This window comes from Pseudoalteromonas sp. (assembly GCF_018402495.1).
Lineage (GTDB): Bacteria > Pseudomonadota > Gammaproteobacteria > Enterobacterales > Alteromonadaceae > Pseudoalteromonas.
The window spans coordinates 434,501-457,450 of record NZ_JAGYIU010000003.1 but is presented as its reverse complement, the minus strand read 5'-3'; the positions used below and the strand labels follow the sequence as shown (position 1 = coordinate 457,450).

The window sequence follows — 22,950 nt, the reverse complement described above, 5'->3', positions numbered from 1 at the left end:
TCTAGGTGGTTACTTTATCTGCTCTTCGAATTTTCCGTACAGGACATAAGTCCTGTTTCATAAAACCTAAACATTATAAATTTGCACTCTTAAGCGAAGCAAAAGAGATTAATCGTGTCTTTTTTGCTATTGTGATCTACCAACAATATATCCTTCTGTGTGGGTGAGAACTTTAGTGACACGAACTATTATAGCTATTGCAGGCGCGTCGGCGTCAGGCAAATCTCTATTTAGCCAAACTATTTACAATGAATTGGTAAATGAGCTTGAACCAGGCGCTATCGCCATTATTGAAGAAGATGCTTATTACAAGGATCAATCGCATTTGCCGATGGCACATCGTACGCAAACGAATTACGACCATCCTGATGCATTTGAACACGAGCTATTGCTTGAGCATTTAACGCAACTTCGTAATGGCCACTCTGTTAAAGTACCAACATATGATTATGCCCAGCATACACGTAGCGATAAAACGCGCCGTGTGGCTTCGGCTAAAATACTCATTGTAGAAGGTATTTTATTACTGAGTGATAAAGCGCTTAATAAAGAATTTGATATCAAGGTGTTTATAGATACACCATTGGATATTTGTTTAATGCGCCGAATGCAACGCGACATGGAACAAAGAGGCAGAACATTACAATCTGTTGTTGAGCAATATCAAGCAACTGTTAGACCGATGTTTTATCAATTTATTGAGCCTTCAAAGCATAACGCTGACTTAGTTGTGACTCGAGGCGGTATGAATCGCGTTGCGATTGATATTATAAAAAGTAAAATAAAATATATTTTACAAGAATAACAACGGGAAACGTTTGTATGACAACATTTATGAGCTTAGTAGGCATGCTAGTGCTACTAGGCATTGCCTTTGCAGCCTCAACGAATCGCAAGGCAATTAAATTAAGAACCGTTGGCATTGCATTTGCTTTACAAATTGCAATCGGCGGTTTTGTACTGTTTTTTGAAGCAGGAAAAAATGTATTAGCGAGTATGTCTCGCGCCGTGTCTTCGGTGATTGGATTTGCTAACGATGGTATAAGCTTTTTATTTGGCCCATTGGCATCGCAAGATACACTCGGGTTTATTTTTGCCATTCAAGTATTGCCAGTAATTGTATTTTTCTCAGCGCTTGTTGCTGTGCTTTACCACCTTGGCATTATGGATTGGATAATTAAAATTTTAGGCGGTGGTTTACAAAAGCTATTGAAAACCTCGCGTACAGAGTCGCTTTCAGCCACAGCAAATATTTTTGTTGGCCAAACTGAAGCGCCACTCATAGTTAAACCGTTTATTGCGACAATGACCAAATCGGAATTGTTTGCCGTAATGGTTGGTGGCTTAGCCACCGTGGCTGGCTCTGTAATGGCCGGTTACGTGATTATTGGTGTAGACCTTAAGTACTTAATTGCGGCCAGCTTTATGGCGGCGCCTGGTGGTTTCTTAATGGCAAAAATGATAGTGCCAGAGACCGAAACACCTAAAGATGATTTAGCCGATATAGATTTAGGCGACGACAAACCGGTTAATGTTATTGATGCAGCAGCATCAGGTGCGTCAAACGGTATGCAGTTGGCACTTAATGTAGGTGCAATGCTACTTGCTTTTGTTGCATTAATTGCTTTATTAAACGGTTTGTTAGGCGGTATTGGTGGGTTGTTTGATTACCCAACATTAACGCTACAAGAAATTTTAGGCTACTTGTTTGCCCCTGTTGCATGGTTATTAGGTGTACCGTGGAATGAGGCAATTTTAGCCGGCAGCTTTATTGGTCAAAAGTTAGTAGTAAATGAGTTTGTTGCTTACTTAGACTTTATAAATTATCGCGATACGTTAAGTGCGCATACACAAGCAATTGTTACTTTTGCTTTGTGTGGCTTTGCTAACTTATCATCGATAGCCATTTTACTAGGTGGATTAGGCGGTATGGCGCCTAGTCGGCGAAAGGATATCGCACGCTTAGGGCTCAGAGCAGTGTTAGCAGGATCTATGGCTAACCTTATGAGCGCAGCAATTGCTGGGTTTTTCCTCTCGCTAGCTTAGAAACTTAATGAGACGATCCCTCTGTTGCAAAACAATAGGATAGCGCTTTAAGGGGTTAAAGCACTATCTGACTTGAACGATACTTCACCAAGGGCCGCAAGGCCCTTTTATCGTTTTTATAGCCGTTACTTTCTAAACTCTCAACAATTCATACCTAAAAAATTCCCTAGCAAAGCCATCATTGCACTCACTAAAAAATATGAATAACTGTGTAACTGCAGAAGTATTTACTTATTAGCCCTTTACAAGGTTACAAGGCACTTGAGAGTGTAAAATATAGCGAAGTTAACAAGAATGAATGGCTGTGAAGAGGTAATATAGGCATTATTAAGCGGGAACTTTTTCAGTTTTTCTGTGCTTATGGTCTAAACGCTTAATTTTTTACATAACGTTTAATGTAAGGTTCATAGCCAGACTCAGCCTTAAGCTGCTCAAGTGCTTGATTAAAGCGTTTCACTACCACAGGTGAAGCGGCTTTATTAAAACCAATATAGTTGCCTTTAAGCTCATCCACATGAATTTGCTTGAGCTTCACCAAGTCATCCCTAGAGTACCCAAATGGCTCAGTTTGATGATCAATAGTAAAGTCAGAGCCAATAATTAAATCGATGCGTTTTTTAAAAAACAATCGCATAAATGAGTCTGATTCACTAAACAGTAGTAAGTTTTTATCGGTAACAAACCCGAGTCGACGCACCAGCATTTCATAAATGTCGCCTCGGACTATGCCCAACGAGTAGTTTTTAGCGTGTGAAATATCGTCCATTACAATATGGTCGCTGGTTTTTAATTTAAAAAAGTAGGTTTGGCTCGATACCAAAGGTCCGACCCATTCAAAAAGCGGAATACGTTCTTGGGTTTTTGCCAAAGAAATGATGGCTGAGTGTGGGTTATTTTGCACTAACTGGTAAGCACGTTTCCAAGGTAACATAATAAATTCACACTCTAGTGCGGCACGAGCACAAGCCTCTTTCACTATGTCATAATTAATACCCGCTAGCTGCCCAGCTTCATCTTGAAAATTGTAAGGGGCAAAGCTTTCGGTATAAATAACCAATTTAGGCTCATTAGCCTGAATATTATGGCTAAATATCAACCCTAACGCTAATAATGTAAATTTAAAAATAAACACCTCCTGTGATTTAAGTATAAACTTTAACCCAAAAAACCCATAGAGACCATTAATTTATAGCACTGTTTATAATGTTAAAAATAGCAGATGATCTGAGAATGACTATAGTTAATAATACCAATCCGCAATAATACTCAATCATTTTGCGGGGCTAAACGTGTCGCTATCTGTGTTAAAAAATTCTCATTTAGAACAACTAAATAGCGAATTTTTTGCCTAGCTATCAACCCGTTTTTCCTGCCTCAAAATAGACCGCTTAATTAAGCGAATTGGTATAAATTTACAGATGGTGGGGAGGTATTCTTAAATTTCAGGCACAAAAAAAGCGCCTTAAGCGCTTTTTTTCATTTTACTTAAAAAGTAAAATTATACAGCTGTGATGTTATCAGCTTGAGGACCTTTTTGACCTTGTGAAAGAGTAAACTCTACACGTTGGCCTTCAGCTAAAGTTTTGAAACCTTCGCTTTTGATTGCTGAGAAATGTGCGAAAACGTCTGGACCGTTTTCTTGCTCGATAAAACCAAAACCTTTAGACTCGTTGAACCACTTAACTGTACCTGATACGATGTTAGACATAGTATTATTCCTGATATAAAAAATTAAATTGTGCCCTAATGGGCGGTGTAGCAAAAAATGAGATGGTACTTAAAAACTTCAGGACGGTACTACAAGTATTACTTATACAACAACGAAATGGAGATTTATAAACTATCATGCTTTCTTTCTAGCTGCAGCCCACTATATAGAGTTACAGAATCAAGTCAACCCTTTATGCGATTTAATTTATAAAATAACTTAAGTTGCATGCTTTATAAATTAAGTACTTGTTTAAAGAGCTCAAAATTCAAATTCTAGTGCCATTCTAACGCTATGATTTTTCTCTGACTGGCTGATTTCAGTAATAAAACCGGCTTCCCACTTTAATTGTTTTTGTCCATCAAAGCGGTGTAAACCTATAAATCTGGGGCCAATACCCACAAAGTCTTCGCCAAGATAAGTCTCAACTGCGGGCTGAAAAAGTGCTAGTGATGATTGTTGTAGAGCTAGTTTTATAAAAGCATCACCTATATTAAATCTATAGGTAGAATTAAATAGGCGAAACTTAAATAAAACTTAAGGTAAATTAATTTTTTAAAAAAATTTAATTTAGGCTGGCAATGACGGTTTTATTACGGCCCGTTTCTTTTGCATGATAGAGCGCTTTGTCAGCACATTTGTATACTTGATCAATATCATCATTGTGCTGCGGCCAAATGGCTATACCAATCGATATAGTAATATGACCCACTTTGGGCATTGAGGTTGCCTTAACTTGTTTGCGTAAGCGCTCTGCAATAACAAACGCGCTGTCGCTGTCCTCATTAGGTAGTACGAGTAAAAACTCTTCCCCACCAGTGCGTGCAACAATGTCATGCTTACGTGATACTTTTTGTATAACTTCGGTCAGTGCTTTTAACACTTCATCACCCACGTCATGACCAAATGTATCATTGACACGTTTAAAAAAATCGATATCAATTTCCAAAACTGCAAACGGAATATGCTTATCCATTAGTTTTTCAAGCAGTATATTTAAACTACGCCTGTTATGCGCGCCAGTCAGCGGGTCGGTGAGTGCATCTTGGCGTAATTGGCCCATTTGCGACTGCAGTATATTCACGCCCTCTAACATCGCTGCTTTAAGTTGCTGCGCTTCAAAATACCATGATTTAATATCTTTTAATTTATTAGCACTGTTTTCGTCATTTAATAGATGTGAGCTGTCAGCTAAGAGCTTTAAGGGCCTTGAAATAAAGTGCGCTAAAAGAGCTGTAGCCAGAAGCATAACAAGCACTAAGGGAGTGATGCGTTTAAAAATTTCAACCCCTAACACATCTAAATAGGCGAGTGTGTCTTTTAATGGTCGCTGAACAACAACTCCCCAGTTGGCTATTTTTACAGGGGCATACCCTGCTAACATAGATACATTTTCACTGTTTTTTACTAATTCTTTCCCTAAAGAGCCACTTAGTACAGCAGTGATCACTGAATTATTATTGACCTGCTCACCAATGCGTTTGCTATCGGGATGGTAAATTAGCTTTTTGTTCGCATCGACAACATAAATGTGCGAACCACCAGAATAATAACCTTGTTCTAATAGCTCACTTAGAATATTAGATTCTTTTAAATACAAAGTACCACCAATGTAACCGATATATTCACTATTTTTATCAAAAAGTGGGCTTGTAATAAAAATAATTAAATTACCCTCAGGTGATACATATGGGTAACTGATCAGTGGCTGTTTTTTTGCAAGTGCTTGTTGTGCACCTATAGAGGAAGATGTAACGCCGAGCACATTCGGTAAATAAGGCGAGGTTGCCACCGTTATGCCATTTTTGTTAATAACAACTGAGTTAAAGCTATTGGTTTGCAAATGAAGACGCTTTACTTCATTCTCTAACAATACATTATTATCTAGATCTGCTTCTATTATTTTTGCAGAATATGCCAACTGTTGAAGTGCAGACTCTAAAAAATTATTTGTTGCTGAGGCCAGTTTATTTGCATAAGCGTAATTACTTTTTAGGGTGTAATTAATCAATTGCTCTTTTTGTACTTGATAAATAAAATAAAAGCTACTACCGAGCGCCATAACAACGGCCGAAAGTGCTAAAAACAAAATGAGCTGCCTTAATTTTAAGGTAACTTGAAAAGGAAAAGAAAGACGCAAATTTAATATCACCCTAAACAAATAAAACGGCTGTTATATTACACGCGTATATAATACAGAAATTGAACTCAGTAGCCTAATTTTTGTTATTTTTGGAACAATAAAATGACATTTATTATATATGTCGGGTTTTGCAGTTAAGCTCAATAATCGTTAAGCTGCATGCACTTTATTTTTATTTAGCCTTGAGGTGTGTGTTGCTAAATAAGTACCTGTTGTCGTCTTCTGTTTTTTTAATCGGATGTTTCATGCCAATAAAATCTTCTTTTGCCGATTCTGCGCTGTCGCTTGAACAGCAACTTGGGCAAAAACTTATGCTCGATTTACGCTATTTTTGCCATCAAGGAAGCAGTAAGCGTTGTAGAACGGCACTCACTGAGCTACCTGATGAACTCGCTAAAGCAATTAGCCGTTATGATATTGGTGGGGTTATTTTATTTTCCGAAAACACCCAAAGCATAGAACAAATAATTAGCCTTAATCAGCAACTGCAACAAGCTGCGTCTCACTCTAAATCAGGCTTACCGCTTTTTATTTCAATTGACCAGGAAGGTGGACGCGTAGCACGACTGCCACGTGATGTGGCCACTTCGTTTACCGGTAATATGTCAATTGGTGCAACCTACCCTGAGCATGGTACTTATTTTGCCACCCAAACCGCACGAGTATTGGCCACTGAGCTCTCAGCTTTAGGTATTAATGTCAATTACGCGCCAACCGTTGATGTCAACATGAATCCAGACAACCCGGTCATTAATGTCCGCTCTTTTAGTGAAAACCCAAATGATGTAGCAGCATTAGGTGCCGCACAAGTGAGTGAATTTGAAAAAAATGGCATTATTAGCGCACTAAAGCATTTTCCAGGACATGGCGACACGAATGTAGATAGTCATACTGGCTTGCCTAAAGTGATGCATTCAAAAGAGGTGATTTACGCACAAGATTTAGCACCCTTTAAACACATTATTGAGCAGCATAGTCCGGGCATGATAATGACCGCGCATATTCAATACCCTGAGCTCGATAGCAGTACCTTAACTAATGTTGATGGCAAACAAATGATCAAGCCTGCAACCATGTCACGTAAAATCATGACCGATATTCTTCGTGATGAGCTTAACTATCAAGGCGTAGTGGTGACCGATGCACTTGATATGGCAGGTATTAGTCACTTTTTTAGTCCAACCCAAGCAATTATAAACACCTTTGCCGCAGGGGTTGATATTGCACTTATGCCGATAGAGATTAGAACGCCAGATGACATTAAAAAGCTCGATGCTCTCATTGAGTCATTAGTCAGTGCGGTTAAATCAGAGCAACTTAACGCACAGGAAATTGCGTATTCAGCACAGCGCATTACGTCGCTTAAACGTAAATTTAAATCAAACGCTTTATCTGATCCCATTAAAGCATTAGCCAATGCTAAGCACATTATTGGTAATAAAGCACATCGCGAATTAGAAGCATCACTGGCATTAGCGGCGATCACCCAAATAAAAAATAACAACAACACCTTGCCACTTAAGCTCACTGCTGGCCAACACATTCATATTATAATGCCCGATACACGTAAATGTATGGCTATAAAACAAGCCCTAGCAAGCTTGAGCACGCATAAATTAATTTATAGTTGCAGTAGTTTGCAAGGGTTTGACCCGACACAAGCTGAGCATAATATTAACCAAGCAGACATAGTCATTGCGGGCAATGCTTCGCCAAACCAAAGCGCGGTGGAAATTGGCGGGATGGATGATTTAGCCGATAACCCAGACTTTGCGCTCAATAACGCAGAGCAACCTAAAGCGCTTGAATCATTACTTAAAATGGCTAATAAGCAACAAATACCCACCGTGTTTATTAGTTTGCGAGCCCCTTATGATATTGCGCAGTTTGGCGACTCTGCCGATGCAGTATTAGCTTCATATGCTTATAATATTGACGTAGACAAAAACGAGCAAGTATCTGGGCCTGCATTTACAGCACTTGCTAAAGTATTACTCGGTCAAGCCCCTGCTAAAGGCAGCTTACCGGTAACTATTAAACAATCAAAGAGCCACTAATATGAAACTCAATTGTGATTTAGGTGAAAGCTTTGGCGCGTGGAAAATGGGGCTTGATGATCAGGTAATGCCGCATATTGATATGGCAAACATTGCCTGTGGCTTTCATGCGGGCGATCCGAATGTTATGGCTAACACCCTAAAGCTCGCTAAACAGCATAATGTGATGATTGGCGCTCACCCAAGCTACCCCGATAAACAAGGATTTGGCAGACGCTCAATGAACCTGAGTGTGGCCGAGCTCACTCAGTGTTTACACTATCAAATAGCCGCCCTTGATGGCATGGCGAAAGCACAAGGGTTAACCCTTAGCTATGTCAAACCCCATGGTGCACTATATAACGACATGATGAAAAACCAGCAACTGCTTACCACTGTTATGGGGGCGGTTGCCAGTTACCCTGCTGATCTAAAATTAATGATACTGGCCACGGCCAATGCTAAACACCACCATACAATGGCACGTCATCTTGGACTAACCCTTGTTTTAGAAGCGTTCGCAGACAGGCAGTACACTGACCAAGGGCAATTAGTAGCACGAAATATACCGGGCAGCGTGCATAGTAAAGACACATTATTAGCTCAGGTTAAGCAGCTTTTAACTAGTAACAGTGTGACTACCCAGTCAGGAAAATCGTTAAAACTTAACGCCGATAGTATTTGTGTCCACGGTGATAACGCCCAAGGTGTTGCGCTTATTGAAGACATTAAGGCTCTTTGCAGCGCAAGCGTATAACTCCCTCTAAGCTGTAAACCCCCTTTACAGCTTTTACTTTCTTTTCTCACCTTCATTCATTGGTAGTTTTAAATACTGGCTTCGTCGCATCTGACTGTTAATTATTCCTCTCCTACCCTATAAATAGAGCAGTGATTTAAAACAGGGATAAATAATGAAAACGCTCTTAGCTATGAGTCTTATACTGGGCAGCAGTCAATTAGCTGTTGCCAATACCGATACATTACAACTTCAAGATATCTTTAATCTTGAATATGCCAACCAAATAGACATAACAGAAGACGGTAAAACCGTGTATTTTGTCCGCAACCGCATGGATATTAAAACCGACCGTAAAGTAGGTAATATTTGGTCTGTTGATTACAGCACAGGGCAACTACAACCATTAACCTCTGGTGTATATATGGATTACTCGCCAGTAATCTCTCCTGACGGACAGCGACTTGCTTTCATATCAAACCGAGATGGTAGCAACCAAATATATATTAAATGGTTAAAAACAGGGGCTATCGCTAAGGTTAGTAATTTAACTAGCAATCCAAGCTCACTAAGTTGGACTCCTGATTCAAACCAGCTGGTATTTAGTATGTTTGTTCCAATGGCGACGTCTGCACCTATCAGCTTACCTGGAAAACCAAAAGGTGCTACGTGGGCAGAGCCTGCTAAATATATTGACGATGTTTATTATCGTGCCGATGGCGGGGGTTATACTGAAAAAGGATTTAGCCAATTATTTATACTTGATGCCAATGGGGGTAATGCTCAACAACTCACCAGCGATAATTTTAATAACGGTGGGGAAGTCAGTTTTAGTAAAGACGGTAAAACATTGTATTTTTCTGCTAATAGACATTTTGAACATGCACTTAAACCAACCAATAGTGAAGTGTATGAACTTAATTTAAATACCTTAGAAATCACTGCATTGACCAATCGTAATGGCCCTGATCAACAACCTAAAGTGTCACCTGATGGCAAATACCTTGCCTATACAGGGTATGACGACAAGCGTACTAATTACGAAAACACCCAACTCTATATTCGCGATTTAAAAACAGGGAATACTCAAAGCCTAACCACCGATTTTGATAGAAGTGTTGGCCAAATTAAGTGGAGTGCGAACTCAAAAGGGCTTTATTTTAGCTATGCCGATGAAGGGCAAACTGCGCTGGCTTATCAACCTCGAAGTGGCAAACGCAAAGTGATTACCGAAAAAATAGGCAGTGTTGCGTTTGGTCGCCCTTATTCCGGTGGCGATTTCGATATTAGTGAAAATGGTCATGTTGCATTTACATTGGCCGATACCCAGCGCCCTGCTGATGTAGCTACATTAAAACGTGGCAAAGTACAGCGTTTAACTGATTTAAACTCAGATGCACTACAAACTAAACAGCTCGCCAAGGTTGAAGAGCTATGGTTAAAATCAAGCCACGATGAGCTGCCAATACAAGGCTGGGTTGCTTACCCACCGGGTTTTGATAAATCAAAAAAATACCCACTGGTGCTTGAAATTCATGGTGGCCCTGTCGCTAATTATGGCCCGCACTTTAGTGCTGAGGTGCAGTTATTTGCCGCTAAAGGAAACGTAGTTTTATATATGAACCCGCGTGGTAGTGATTCATACGGTAAAGAGTTTGCGCAAACCATTCATCATAATTACCCAAGCAATGATTACGATGATTTAATGACTGGGGTTGATGCGCTTATTGCAAAAGGGTTTATTGATGAATCGAAGTTATTTGTAACCGGTGGCTCTGGCGGCGGTGTATTAACCGCGTGGATTGTAAGCCATACGGATCGCTTTGCTGCAGCCGTGGTTGCTAAGCCTGTGATTAATTGGATCAGCTTTGTACTAACTGCCGACTTCTATCCATTTTTTGCCGATTATTGGTTTCCGGGCAAACCTTGGGACCATATTGAGCATTACATGAAGCGCTCACCAATCAGTTATGTTAGCAATGTTAAAACCCCAACCATGCTTCTGACTGGTGAAGCAGACTACCGTACGCCAATTTCAGAAACAGAGCAGTTTTATCAAGCCTTAAAATTACAGGGGGTTGATACCGCGATGGTGCGCATTCCAAACGCTTCACATGGTATAACTGCTCGTCCATCAAATTTAATGACTAAAGTGGCTTACATTCAGTGGTGGTTTGATAAGCATAGTAAGTAGTTGCGCTTCAGCGAGTCAATAGTTTAGGCGCGGCTTTATGCCGCGTCATTTACTAAAACCATAACACGGAGTAAACCCGCTGCAACTTGCTAACTTTCTCCTTGCTAACTTTTGAATTTTAATCTGATAGCTGACGACTGAAAGCTGACAGCTCTCTTTCCCCCTGTAAACCCCCTTTACAGCAATAATGTGAGTAATCCCTTACATACTTTAGCTAAATATCGGACTTAGCTTCAAACTGAGTTGGTAAAAATTCGGTTTATACTGACTCAGCCACTTTGAGTTAGTAAAAATTCGGTTTGAGTCACTGTTTATAAGCCCTCAGTTAGTAAAAAAATGTTTTATAACCTACCGCAGTTAGTAAAAAATCGGTTTATTACTTTCTAAACCCCAGTTAAAAACCTTTAAATTAAGCGTTTAAGTGGCCAAATTGTGGGTTAGAAAGGCAAATACCCCTCTTTAATAATAAAAAATGGCCGTTATTAGCATGGTTAGTTAAAATCTGATCTGTATTAAGAGGAGCTAGTTAAATCGTGATCTGCTTTAAGTCAGTTAGTTAAACTCTGATCTATACGCTGTAAAAAGCGGGTAATTTATTGTGCTTACACGTGTCAAAGCGTAATCAACATAAAGCCCTCACAGCCGAGCATAAACATCCTTTAAATTTTATTTACACTTTTAACCTTCATTGCATTGAAAACTCTCACTAACCAAATAGCTAGTAAAATACTGATCTATTAAATTTTGCCTTTATGCAGGCATAAAAAAAAGGGCCTTGCGGCCCTTAAGTAACACTATCTAGTTGAATTAAAATTGGTTCATGGTGTTAGCTTCACCACCGGCTTTAAGTGCATTCTCACCTGAGAAGTACTCTTTGTGTGTATCGCCAATATTTGAGCCTGCAAGATCTTGATGTTTAACAGACGCTTGCTCACGACGGATTTCTTGACGCTGTACATCACGTACATAAGCCAGCATACCTAAGTCACCAAAGTAACCTTCAGATAGAATATCTGTGCTTAATGCTGCTGTATGGTACGTTGGTAAAGTGATTAGGTGGTGGAAAATACCCGCTTCACGTGCGCCATCACGTTGGAAGTTTTGTACTAATAAGTCAGCAGCTGCTGCAAGCTCTGTTGCATCCATTTCTGGAGCCATAAGCGCTTTGTTATCATCAAGACTTGGGTAAGCGCTCAGGTCACGACCTTCTTCCTGCCATTCTTGGTATACTTGCTCACGGAACTTCAGCGTCCAGTTAAACGATGGTGAGTTGTTGTAGACTAATTTAGCATCTGGTACTTGTTCTTTTACGCGATTAACAAGTTCAGCAATTTGTTTTACATGTGGTTTTTCTGTTTCAATCCACAGTAAATCAGCACCTGACTGTAGGCTCGTTACACAATCTAGTACTACACGGTCTTTTTCAGTGCCTTCGCGGAACTGGTATAAACCATTGTCTAGGCGTGTTGGCTTACAAAGCTGACCATTAAGCTTCATTGCTGTTTCGCCTTCATTTAAATCATCAACACTGTTTACTGGGGTTGTTTCTAAAAATGCATTGTATTGGCTTGCTAAGTCACCTGGTTTTTTTGAAACCGGTACTTTTTGCGTAAGGCTTGCACCTAGTGAATCGGTACGCGCAACGATAATACCGTTATCAATACCTAGCTCTAGGAACGCGTAACGTACTGCGTTAATTTTTGCTAAAAAGTCTTCATGAGGAACGGTAACTTTACCTGCTTGGTGACCACATTGCTTAGCATCTGATACTTGGTTTTCGATTTGGATAGCACAAGCACCCGCTTCAATCATCTTTTTAGCTAGCAGGTAAGTTGCTTCTTCGTTACCAAAACCGGCATCAATGTCAGCAATAATTGGTACAACGTGCGTTTCAAAGTTATCAATTTTGTTAAGTACTGCTTGAACGTCCCCGCCGTTTGCTTTTGCGTCGTCTAGTTCGTTAAATAAGTGGTCAAGTTCACGTGCATCCGCTTGCTTTAAGAAGGTATAGATTTCTTCGATAAGTGCCGGAACTGATGTTTTCTCATGCATACTTTGATCTGGAAGAGGACCAAACTCAGAACGAAGCGCTGCAACCATCCAACCGCTTAAGTATACGTAACTGCGCTTAGTTGTTTTTTGATGGCGCTTAATTGCCATCATCATTTGTTGGGCAGTAAAACCATGCCAACAACCTAAAGACTGTGTGTACTGGCTTGTGTCTTTATCGTATGCAGCCATGTCTTCACGCATAATGTCTGCTGTAAATTGTGCAATATCAACACCAGAGCGAAAACGATTTTGTAAACGCATACGTGTTGCGTATTCAGGATTAATTGTTTTCCATGCACTGCCTTGTGATTGGCATAATGTTGCTAGTGTATCTGTTTCGCCTTGATATGTTGTCATAATAAAGTCCTTCGAACGGGTGTTAATATTTATTGTTGAGAGAGTGACTACATCACGTTAGCTCTGTAGCGCTTAATTAAACATTAGGCTTATTTTTTAGATTTAGTAAATTTATAGTTTTTATTGCGGCTATACATATAGTGAATGGCTAAAAAGCATTCAAAGCCACTCTTTTGCGATATGGTAGGTGTACGCGCATAAAAAATTGCACACTGTCGGACCGTTTAAGGATATTAATTATGAGCCACACTCTCACCCATTCAGGACTCAGCGTTGATAAACAACTTGCTGAATTTGTTAAAAAACAATTATTACCTGGTACTCATCTTGATGAACACCAGTTTTGGAAAAGCTTTGCCCACATAGTGCAAACACTTACACCATTGAACAAATCACTACTGGCTAAGCGTGAACAGCTACAAAAGCAAATTGATGACTACCATCTTGCAAATAAAAATGCTGACCAAGCTCAGTATCAAGCGTTTTTAAAAGATATTGGCTACCTAGTTGATGAGCCTGAACACTTTAATATTGAAACGCAAAATGTAGAGCCTGAAATTGCGCTTACAGCGGGCCCTCAGCTTGTTGTACCAGTTAGTAATGCACGCTTTGCGCTTAATGCAGCGAATGCACGTTGGGGGTCGTTATACGATGCTTTATACGGAACCGATGTTTTAAGCGAAGACGACGGCGCCGAAAAGGGCAGCCAGTACAACCCTGTTCGCGGCTTTAAAGTAATGGCTTATGCTAGGCAGTTTTTAGATAAAGCATTACCGCTTGAAAATGGCTCGCATATTGAAAGTACTAACTATTCTATTGTTGACGGCGCCCTTGCTATTACCTTACGAGACAGCTCGCACACCACACTTAAAAACCCTGAGCAACTGATTGGCTATCAAGGTGAAGCACAAAACCCGAGTGTTATTTTACTTAAAAACAATGGATTGCATGTTGAGCTGCAAATAGACCATCACCACCCTATTGGCCAAGCTGATAAAGCAGGGCTAAAAGATGTGGTGCTAGAAGCCGCACTAACAACCATTATGGACTGCGAAGACTCGGTTGCCGCAGTAGACGCAGAAGATAAAGTACAAGTTTACAAAAACTGGCTTGGTTTAATGCAAGGCAACTTGGTTGAAACGTTTAGAAAAGGCGACAAAATGGTCGACCGCACGTTACAAGCTGACCGACAATATACAGGTCTTGATGGCCAAAAACTGACCCTCAAAGGGCGCAGTATGATGTTTGTGCGTAACGTGGGACATTTAATGACAAACCCAGCCATTACTGATGTTAGCGGCAATGATGTGTTTGAAGGCATTATGGATGCCATGTTCACCGCAACAGCTGCTTTGCACGATTTAAACACTAAAAACACGATTAAAAATTCAACCGCGCAAAGTATTAATATTGTAAAACCGAAAATGCATGGCCCTGATGAAGTCGCCTTTGCTAATACCTTGTTTGGTATGGTTGAAGAGGCACTGAGTTTGCCTAAAAACACCCTTAAAATGGGTATTATGGATGAAGAACGTCGAACATCAGCCAACTTAAAAGCATGTATTCATGCAGCAAAAGAGCGTGTTGTGTTTATTAACACTGGCTTTTTAGACCGCACCGGCGATGAAATTCATACCTCAATGCAAGCGGGTGTTGTACTGCCTAAAGCGGCTATTAAAGCACAACCTTGGATCAGCGCTTACGAAGATCGCAACGTTGATGTTGGCCTAGCCTGTGGCTTAAGCCATAAAGCGCAAATTGGTAAGGGTATGTGGGCAATGCCAGATAAAATGGCGATGATGATGGAGCAAAAAATAGCGCACCCTCAATCTGGCGCAAATACCGCTTGGGTGCCCTCCCCTACTGCCGCTACATTACACGCAATGCATTATCATGATGTTGATGTATTTAGCCTGCAGCAAAGCATTGCCACGCGTCAAATAGCAAGCATAGAGAGCCTACTTACACCGCCGCTCATGCCAAACCCTGAAACGCTGTCAAAAGAAGATATTCAAAGCGAGCTTGAAAACAACGCGCAAGGTATTTTAGGTTACGTAGTACGCTGGATTGACCAAGGAATAGGCTGCTCTAAAGTGCCTGATATTAACCATATTGGTTTAATGGAAGACAGAGCCACCTTACGTATTTCAAGCCAACATATCGCCAACTGGCTACATCATGGCGTATGTAGCAAAGAGCAAGTACAAAAAGTAATGGCAAAAATGGCTAAGGTTGTTGATGGCCAAAACGAGCATGACAGCCTCTACACGCCTATGGCAACTAATGAGCAAACATTGGCTAACAGTGTTGCTTATCAAGCGGCGTTAGCTCTAGTATTTGAAGGTGTCAACCAACCAAGCGGTTATACAGAGCCTCTGCTCCACAGCTATCGCTTAAAATATAAAGCGCAGCACTAACTTAAAACTTAACCTAAAAACAAAAAATCAGCTTTACTAATTTTTTATAACGGTAGTGAATAACCACTATTCACTACCGTTAAATTTTTAAAAAAGTAGCAATTCGAATTAATTTTTAATGGTCGCATTGTGATAAACATTTTGTACGTCATCGCAGTCTTCAAGCATATTGATAAATTTATCAAAGTTGGCAATGACTTCTTCATCAGTAATTTCAACATGTACTTGTGGCACAAAGGTAATTTCATCAACTTCAAAGTTAATGCCTTCAAATGCCTCTTCTAGTGCCGTTTTAGCTTTAAAGTACTCAGTATGCGGTGCAAACACCGATACTTTACCACCTTCGGCTTCTACATCGGTTACATCAACGTCTGCCATCATCAGCGCTTCGAGTACAACTTCGTCGTCATCGCCTGCAAACCCTAAAACAGCAAGGTGGTCAAACATGTGTGCAACACAGCCTGGCGTACCAATTTTTGAGTCTGTTTTAGTAAATGGTAAGCGTACATCTTTAATTGTGCGATTTGGATTGTCGGTTAAACAATCAACAATCACCATGCAGTTACCAGGGCCGTAACCTTCGTAACGCGCAGTTGAGTAATCTTCCCCTGCTCCGCCGGCTGCTTTTTCGATTGCTTTTTCAATTACGTGCGCAGGAACTTGATCTTTTTTTGCTTTTTCAATTAAGCGACGCAATGTTAGATTTACATCGGGATCAGGCTCACCATTTTTCGCTGCAACGTAAATTTCTTTACCGTACTTCGAATTTACTTTAGTTTTTGCGTTGGCTGTTTTAGCCATCGAACTTTTGCGGACTTCAAATGCTCTGCCCATCTTGTGCCTCTATTGAATACATTTGGTTTGCGATATTTTACCAATTCAAACCGTATTGGGCTAGTGGTTCAACATGCTATGCTGAGCAAAAGAAGTCGAAGTTAATTTTAAATAATACCCATCATGTTATTAAATAAATAAAACAAAGCTCAATTTAACATAATCAGGGTCTGTTAACCTTTGCGGATTGATATTTGTTCAAACTAGGGGCAATTTAATCGCGGCGCGAGATTTGTAACCTAGTGGGCTAAGTCAAAACCGAGCAAAGCTTCCGCGTCCTGCTCACGCCCCTTACCTACATCCCTGTCTCTTGATCACAACTTTTCTGTCTGCTGAATTGATATTAACAATTCGGCAGATTCGACCATTTCTGCTAATTTCAACCACCCCTTCCAGAGTGCTTTTACGCCAACTCGACCATTTCTTTTACTGTCATACCACCCTCCCAATTTCGCTAAACTATAGTATAGCCAATGAAGAGACGGTACTTTATCCGGCAACACATCCTTTTCAACCTTTGCCCATAGTAATTTCCACGTCATCTCTTTAACACAAGCTGTACATCTCACTTCTTTGTCTAATTCACTCCTTTGCGCCATATTTTGCAGCTGTAATAACCTGACAGCAATAAACGCTTTAATGATCGCAATTCGTAAAATATTATCACTGTGCTGCAAACGTAAATCTTCTACTTCGGTTCCATCTGTTTTCCATGTTTTATGAAACTCCTCTACACGCCAGCGAAGTTCATAGTATCTTACTAATTTCTGGGCATCTTTTGCTGTGTTTATGGGCTCTGTCGTATATAAAATCCAACATAATGGATTTTTTTGCGTGCTTTCTTTTCCTGACAGACAATGACATTAACACTCAATGTCGGTGATTCTTGCCCTTGAACTCGCTTAGGCTTGGCTAGTGTTATAGGTTGATAGCTCAATGTAATTCGGGCCTGACGCGCTTTTCTTCCCGCACGTTGCGCTATATTAATAGTGTAACAACACTGACCCTGCGCTGTTTCTATTAACTGGTTGAGATTGCATTGAGGCTCTATTAATTTTCTATTTTCTTTTGCTCTGACTAAAAATCGATGCCCTTCATCTTTTGGTAAGTCATGTACTCATAAATGTCAGCCTCTCTGTCGCAGATGTTAAGTATATTTGATAATTCACCTGTACGTTTTTTATATCCATTAATGTTTGTTGCCAGCGATAGCTTTCTTTCTCTTCGTAAGGGCGTTGCTGTTGTTGATCTTTAGTCCCTTTAACCTTTGATTTCCTAAACCAATAGTATTGGTCGAGTAAACCAATAACGTGCTCCGTATCTGCATCAATTGCTAAAGTTGAATGCGCATATAGCGTTCTTGTTTTTGATGGTTTTCCTAATGTATTTGCACAGTTCACATCGCCTAATTCTTTACAAACACTGTGTTTAAATGTCAATCCTGTCGTATCTTGGATAGCGAGAACCAAAGGCAACTGCTTTACCGCTTCACTCGTTTGTGAGAACCCCGAATCGGCAATCGCTTGAGGGGATATTTTCTCATTTCTAATGAAACGATAAGCGGCTTCAATTTTTGCGGGTGTATCAGAAGCCTTAACAATTGAGCTGTCTGCATTCTCAGCCATATCGCTTGCTAGTAGAGCTAATCGTCGGGTGCGTCTCGGATCTCCTAAATTAGCATTACCAAAAATTAATTGAGCCCATTCTTCAGAAGTGTTTATGTGCATACGATAAATCTATGAGTGATGATGATCGATTAGATCACAGATTTATCGATATTCAAAGACTTGTGTATAAGAGACAGACCTACATCCATGTAGGCAACAAAGAGTTAATTGCCCCTAGGCAGAACCCTCCGGGCAACGCCTGTTTGGCATTGATGCTGCGTTATCGCCTATTTATGGGGAATAACCACACCACATAGGCTCTGCCTTGCCTAAATACCAAACAGACTGCTGCAAATTCAACCTTGAAAGGTCAACAGACCCTCACTTTTTCAGCGTAATTGTCAATTAATGACACCAATTCATCAAACGCATGAATAACAAAATCGGCTTGCTCAGCATATACAGGGGTTACATCGGGTGCATATAAACAAGCACGCATCTTTGCGTTATGAGCAGCTTGAATGTCATACAAATAATCCCCAACATAAATAACATTATCTACCGACAGGTTCCACTGGGTAGCCACTTTTAACAAAGCACTCGGATCAGGTTTTGCTGGTGCGTCTGTTCGGGTTAGCACCGTTTCAATTGGTAGCGGATTATGCTGTAGCTTTAATGTAGCGGCTTTATCAAAATTACGTGTAACAATAGCCATGGGTATGTTTTTAGCTTGCAGTGCGTTAACAGCCGCTACAACGCCAGGTAAAAACGTTGCCGTTTGTGCATCTAAGAGCTCATGCTGATGCACTATATTCATTGCTTCTTCACGCATATAGGGTGAAGGCAGCTGTTCTATGTATTCAAGTAGGTCTTGCTCTGCTGGGCAGCCTACTTGTGCCTTAATCAATGAAAAGTTTAATTCTGATGATACTAAAGTTCCGTCTAGATCAAAAATAACACCTTTGATTGCCTCAATTTGCGTTTTCATTTCATTCCTTGCGCTAAATAATTAGCTCAGTATGCTAAGTTTGGCTTAGGTTATCTAAACCTTTTACTAAAAATATAAATAACTCAGTATATTATAGCTAATTTAATGACTTAATAGTTTATGTTTATATAATGTTTAGTTTAGATTTTACGATACACTTTATTAACTCGATCAGCTATAAAGGAAAGTGCGCACCCGCTAGAGAGGTGCGCAATAATGGTTACCTTAGCTAAAATCGTGCCTCAAGCCAGGTATCGCCTTGACTAAAATTGAGAGTTTTAATTTTTCCTCGCCCTTCAACATTCACCATATTGACCTGAGCAGGCCATAAATCTCTCAGCGCACCATGGCTCATTCTAATTCCCTTAATTTTGTCGGGGATCGCAGCCTCTTGGTACACCCAAAAAAACTTTCCATCAACTTGAGCACCTACATAATTAAGGGTGAGGGGCTCACCGCTTAAGGTTTGTAAAGCAACATGAGACTCAACATATTCGGCAAAACGTTTTTGGTCATGTTTGTTGTTAATAATATCAACTTTGCCCTTAAACAAGTTACCAACAGCATGCTCTGTGTCGTGCAAATAAAAGCGGTGCATTAATTCAATATTATCCGTACGCTGATTAAATAACACCGTTGTAACTGATGACTTTAATTGATGCGCCATACTTGGCGCAGCAATTAATAAACAAACAATAATAAGCAAAAAGCGCATTATTGTTGCTCCTCATCGTTATTTTTATCGTCTTTTTTCAGCTCTGTTTTAATATCTTGCATAATATCGCGGCTTACTTTTGCTTTACTCTTTTCACGTTTAAACACCTCAATACGCGATGGAATAATACGACGAGGGTAATGGTTATTTTCTACATCAACATCCGCCGTTTCCCAACGAGGATCGACAGTTACTGACGCTAACGGTTTATTTTTATCAGTAATAATCAGTTTTTGTACGTTTTTATGATTACGGCGCCAAATCTCTGCAGGGATGTAACGTTCTTCTTTAGTGCCATCTTCGTACGTTAACTCTAGAAGAATTGGCATCACTAAGCCACCCAGATTTGAAAACGCCATTACATAGTAGTTTTTGTCTTCTTCGAGTGCGCGGTCAAGCGTTTTACGCTCCCACGGCTTTAAGTCTTTTAAAAACGTGTTATACGCATTACGCTCTTTGTTAGTTACGGTAAAGCGATCGTTTTCGTCGTAAAAATCTGTCACATCTGGATTTTGTTCAACCCAGGTTTTTTTACCTTGGGCACGATTGCGTTCAACAAATAATGACGTTGGTTTATCCGCTTCAATATCACGTAAACGTTTAAAGTCGATATCTGGATTTTTAGTGTCTAAACGTAATTGATAGACTTTATCAAGTGAGATATCAACATGGTCTGTGGTGTAAAACCAACCACGCCAAAACCAATCTAAATCAACGCCAGACGCTTCTTCCATAGTACGGAAAAAATCAGCGGGAGTAGGGCGCTTATATTTCCAGCGCTGAGCGTATTCTTTAAATGCAAAATCAAATAATTCACGCCCTAAAATAACTTCACGTAAAATATTTAATGCAGCTGCAGGTTTTGTATAGGCGTTAGGGCCTAAACGAAGGACGCTATCTGATTGCGTCATAATAGGCACTTGCGTTTGTGACTTCATATACGCAACGATGTCTCGCGGCTCAACCCCCCATGGAATGCTTGGGTCCCACTCACGCCCAGCAACACCGTCTAAAAAGCTATTTAAGCCTTCATCCATCCAAGTCCATTGGCGCTCATCTGAGTTTACAATCATTGGGAAATAGATATGACCTATTTCATGAATAACAACACCAATTAAAAAACGTTTTTCCGCTTGAGAGTAAGTACGTGTTCCGTCTTCTTGTAAGTCTGTCCGTGGGCCATTAAAGGTGATCATTGGGTACTCCATGCCACCAACAGGACCATTAACTGACTGCGCTGTAGGGTATGGATAATCAAATGAATACTGTGAATACACTTGCATAGTGTGTACAACCGCTTCTGTTGAGTATTTCTTCCATAAGTCGCCACCTTCTTTAGGGAAGAACGACATAGCCATTACTAATGGTTGTTCATCGCCACCTTGGTGATAGCCTTTGGCATCCCACATAAATTTACGCGACGACGCCCAAGCAAAATCACGGACATTCTCTGCTTTAAAATGCCATGTTTTTGTTTTATCTGTGCCAGCTTTTTCGTTTTCTAGTGCTTCTTCTTCGGTAACAATAAATACAGGGCGTTTTGCTGTCTCAGCTTCTTTTAAACGTTTGCGCTGAGTATTAGTTAATACTGAACCTGGATTATCAAGCTGACCGGTTGCCGATACTATATGATCTGCAGGAACCGTAATTTCAACGTCGTAGTCACCAAACTCTAAGGTGAATTCACCACTGCCTAAAAACGGTTTGTTTGTCCAAGCTTCGTAGTCGGTGTACGCCGCTAAGCGAGGAAACCATTGTGCCACTAAGAAAATATCGTTACCGTCGTTTTCAAAATGCTCGTAACCTGCACGTGCGCCTACCGCGTCTTCTTCAACTAGGTTAAACGCAAAGTCCATACTAAACTCAACATCGCTTCCTGGTTTAAGTGGCGTATTTAAATCAATGCGCATTAAGGTATCAACCACAGTAACGCGCAGCGCTTTACCGTCTTCATCTTTAACATTACTGATGGTATAACCCAGTTCATTGTCGTTCATAAACTGTTGACGACGTAAATCACCTAAGCTTAACTTAGCGGGCTTTGCATCTGGCTCGTTTTGTAAGGTACTTTTAAATGTTTGTGTAGTTTCGGCAATTGAGTCATTTTTAAAAATATTTTGATCAAGCTGAAGCCATAAGTACTTTAATGTATGCGGTGAGTTATTTTTATATTCAATTGTTTGACTCCCCGTTAAGCGACGCTTTTGCTCATCGAGTTTTACATCAATATCGTAATCAACGCGTTGCTGCCAGTAATTTTCACCAGGCGCACCGGCTGCGCTGCGGTAAACATTAGGCGTAGGCAGGGCTTCGTCTAGTTGGCGAAACTTATCAACATAACTTCCCTTAGTTTGCTCAACAGATGAGGCAAGTACAGAACTTGCCATTACCAAAGGCAATACTACCGCACTGAGTGTGAATAAACGTTTCTTCATTGTTAACCCTGATCGAATTTAGTAATACTACTGTGACAAATTTACTGCCCAGCTTCAATAAAATAGCGATAAACCCCTACTTTTATAGGGTGATATTCCAGACCTTTATAAAATGTATGTAGATAGTATTTTTAATAACAAAATTGAGCGGCAACTAAATAAAAAACACAAACTGTAAAGGGGGTTTACAAAACACGGTAACTATCACTAAACACAGAGATAAAAGCAAAAAACACAGCTATTTTTATTAAAAAAGCAAAATAGCAAAGTTTTAGGTTGATCTTTACTATGGTTTATAATTAGAATCGCCCACTTTTTTAATTTAAGAGAATTTTTAAGTGCGTCTCTTAAATATTTTTTGTTCTAACTAATCGTAAGAAGTGTGGTGAGTTTATGGATTTTTATGTCCTAAAAAAGCAGCAAAAACTAATTGCAATTCCAGCAGATGTGCAAAGTTGTAAGCAATATATCAACTCGGGTTATCTGTACGTTGATAAAGTTGCTGCTTGTAATGAAACAAATGCGCTGCAAGTATTACATGCTAAAAAAGCCAAAGCATTTAAGTGGCCTTTAACAATGGCATTTATTACCTTACCGATTATTTTTATTACTTGGTATGCATTAACCTAAGGCGATACTTGCATCTTTAATTGCCTTGGGTATATTGGCGCTCTTATGATTT

The 22,950-nt window shown here is 40.1% G+C and carries 17 protein-coding genes and 1 pseudogene; 7 read left to right on the top strand and 11 right to left on the bottom strand.

Annotated features, from left to right (window positions below; translation table 11 throughout):
* Positions 1 to 175: 175 nt before the first annotated feature.
* Both udk and KG708_RS11855 read left to right on the top strand, forming a co-directional pair.
* Positions 176 to 805: a uridine kinase gene (udk, locus tag KG708_RS11860; protein ID WP_213610021.1), complete on the top strand. Its 630-nt coding sequence runs from the start codon at positions 176 to 178 to the stop codon at positions 803 to 805.
* A gap of 17 nt (positions 806 to 822) precedes the next feature.
* Positions 823 to 2,046 carry a NupC/NupG family nucleoside CNT transporter gene (locus tag KG708_RS11855; RefSeq protein ID WP_213610019.1) on the top strand — a complete coding sequence of 408 codons (1,224 nt, stop codon included), beginning with the start codon at positions 823 to 825 and terminating at the stop codon, positions 2,044 to 2,046.
* 373 nt (positions 2,047 to 2,419) lie between these two features.
* Here KG708_RS11855 and KG708_RS11850 read toward each other — a convergent pair whose 3' ends face one another.
* From KG708_RS11850 to KG708_RS11835, 4 genes and pseudogenes are all read right to left on the bottom strand, one after another.
* Positions 2,420 to 3,178, bottom strand: a complete 759-nt coding sequence (locus KG708_RS11850) for a transporter substrate-binding domain-containing protein (RefSeq protein ID WP_213610017.1) — start codon at positions 3,176 to 3,178, stop codon at positions 2,420 to 2,422.
* 366 nt (positions 3,179 to 3,544) lie between these two features.
* Positions 3,545 to 3,754, bottom strand: a complete 210-nt coding sequence (locus KG708_RS11845) for a cold-shock protein (RefSeq protein WP_002959120.1) — start codon at positions 3,752 to 3,754, stop codon at positions 3,545 to 3,547.
* A gap of 261 nt (positions 3,755 to 4,015) precedes the next feature.
* A pseudogene (locus KG708_RS11840) lies at positions 4,016 to 4,195 on the bottom strand (hypothetical protein); the annotation flags it as partial.
* A gap of 124 nt (positions 4,196 to 4,319) precedes the next feature.
* The gene (locus KG708_RS11835; protein ID WP_213610227.1) at positions 4,320 to 5,816 is read right to left on the bottom strand and encodes a sensor domain-containing diguanylate cyclase; all 1,497 of its coding nucleotides are present in this window, start codon (positions 5,814 to 5,816) and stop codon (positions 4,320 to 4,322) included.
* 326 nt (positions 5,817 to 6,142) lie between these two features.
* On the opposite strand from KG708_RS11835, the gene KG708_RS11830 reads away from it, so the two are divergent.
* From KG708_RS11830 to KG708_RS11820, 3 genes are all read left to right on the top strand, one after another.
* Entirely contained in the window at positions 6,143 to 7,954 is a 1,812-nt protein-coding gene (locus KG708_RS11830) for a glycoside hydrolase family 3 protein (protein WP_213610015.1), read from the top strand.
* Position 7,955: 1 nt separating this feature from the next.
* Entirely contained in the window at positions 7,956 to 8,690 is a 735-nt protein-coding gene (locus KG708_RS11825; RefSeq protein ID WP_213610013.1) for a 5-oxoprolinase subunit PxpA, read from the top strand.
* 154 nt (positions 8,691 to 8,844) lie between these two features.
* Positions 8,845 to 10,863 carry a S9 family peptidase gene (locus tag KG708_RS11820; protein ID WP_213610011.1) on the top strand — a complete coding sequence of 673 codons (2,019 nt, stop codon included), beginning with the start codon at positions 8,845 to 8,847 and terminating at the stop codon, positions 10,861 to 10,863.
* 807 nt (positions 10,864 to 11,670) lie between these two features.
* On the opposite strand, the gene KG708_RS11815 is transcribed toward KG708_RS11820, so the two are convergent.
* Positions 11,671 to 13,272, bottom strand: coding sequence for an isocitrate lyase (locus KG708_RS11815; RefSeq protein ID WP_013462827.1), 1,602 nt, complete (start codon positions 13,270 to 13,272; stop codon positions 11,671 to 11,673).
* 239 nt (positions 13,273 to 13,511) lie between these two features.
* On the opposite strand from KG708_RS11815, the gene KG708_RS11810 reads away from it, so the two are divergent.
* Positions 13,512 to 15,689 carry a malate synthase G gene (locus KG708_RS11810; RefSeq protein WP_213610009.1) on the top strand — a complete coding sequence of 726 codons (2,178 nt, stop codon included), beginning with the start codon at positions 13,512 to 13,514 and terminating at the stop codon, positions 15,687 to 15,689.
* 108 nt (positions 15,690 to 15,797) lie between these two features.
* Here KG708_RS11810 and KG708_RS11805 read toward each other — a convergent pair whose 3' ends face one another.
* The 6 genes from KG708_RS11805 to KG708_RS11780 all read right to left on the bottom strand — a co-directional run bounded on the left by KG708_RS11805 (position 15,798) and on the right by KG708_RS11780 (position 22,268).
* Complete coding sequence (locus KG708_RS11805) at positions 15,798 to 16,523, bottom strand: YebC/PmpR family DNA-binding transcriptional regulator (RefSeq protein ID WP_213610007.1); 726 nt, start codon at positions 16,521 to 16,523, stop codon at positions 15,798 to 15,800.
* 314 nt (positions 16,524 to 16,837) lie between these two features.
* The gene (locus tag KG708_RS11800) at positions 16,838 to 17,377 is read right to left on the bottom strand and encodes an IS4 family transposase (protein ID WP_213610225.1); all 540 of its coding nucleotides are present in this window, start codon (positions 17,375 to 17,377) and stop codon (positions 16,838 to 16,840) included.
* 255 nt (positions 17,378 to 17,632) lie between these two features.
* Positions 17,633 to 18,250 carry a transposase DNA-binding-containing protein gene (locus tag KG708_RS11795; RefSeq protein ID WP_213610005.1) on the bottom strand — a complete coding sequence of 206 codons (618 nt, stop codon included), beginning with the start codon at positions 18,248 to 18,250 and terminating at the stop codon, positions 17,633 to 17,635.
* A gap of 250 nt (positions 18,251 to 18,500) precedes the next feature.
* Positions 18,501 to 19,118 (bottom strand): HAD-IA family hydrolase, encoded by a 618-nt coding sequence (locus tag KG708_RS11790; RefSeq protein WP_213610003.1) that lies wholly within the window; start codon positions 19,116 to 19,118, stop codon positions 18,501 to 18,503.
* A gap of 229 nt (positions 19,119 to 19,347) precedes the next feature.
* Positions 19,348 to 19,833: a DUF6702 family protein gene (locus KG708_RS11785; RefSeq protein ID WP_213610001.1), complete on the bottom strand. Its 486-nt coding sequence runs from the start codon at positions 19,831 to 19,833 to the stop codon at positions 19,348 to 19,350.
* Positions 19,833 to 22,268: a M1 family metallopeptidase gene (locus KG708_RS11780; RefSeq protein WP_213609999.1), complete on the bottom strand. Its 2,436-nt coding sequence runs from the start codon at positions 22,266 to 22,268 to the stop codon at positions 19,833 to 19,835. Before KG708_RS11780 ends, KG708_RS11785 begins: the two co-directional genes overlap by 1 nt.
* A 393-nt stretch (positions 22,269 to 22,661) precedes the next feature.
* On the opposite strand from KG708_RS11780, the gene KG708_RS11775 reads away from it, so the two are divergent.
* Positions 22,662 to 22,898, top strand: a complete 237-nt coding sequence (locus tag KG708_RS11775; RefSeq protein ID WP_213609997.1) for a hypothetical protein — start codon at positions 22,662 to 22,664, stop codon at positions 22,896 to 22,898.
* The last annotated feature ends 52 nt before the right edge of the window (positions 22,899 to 22,950 follow it).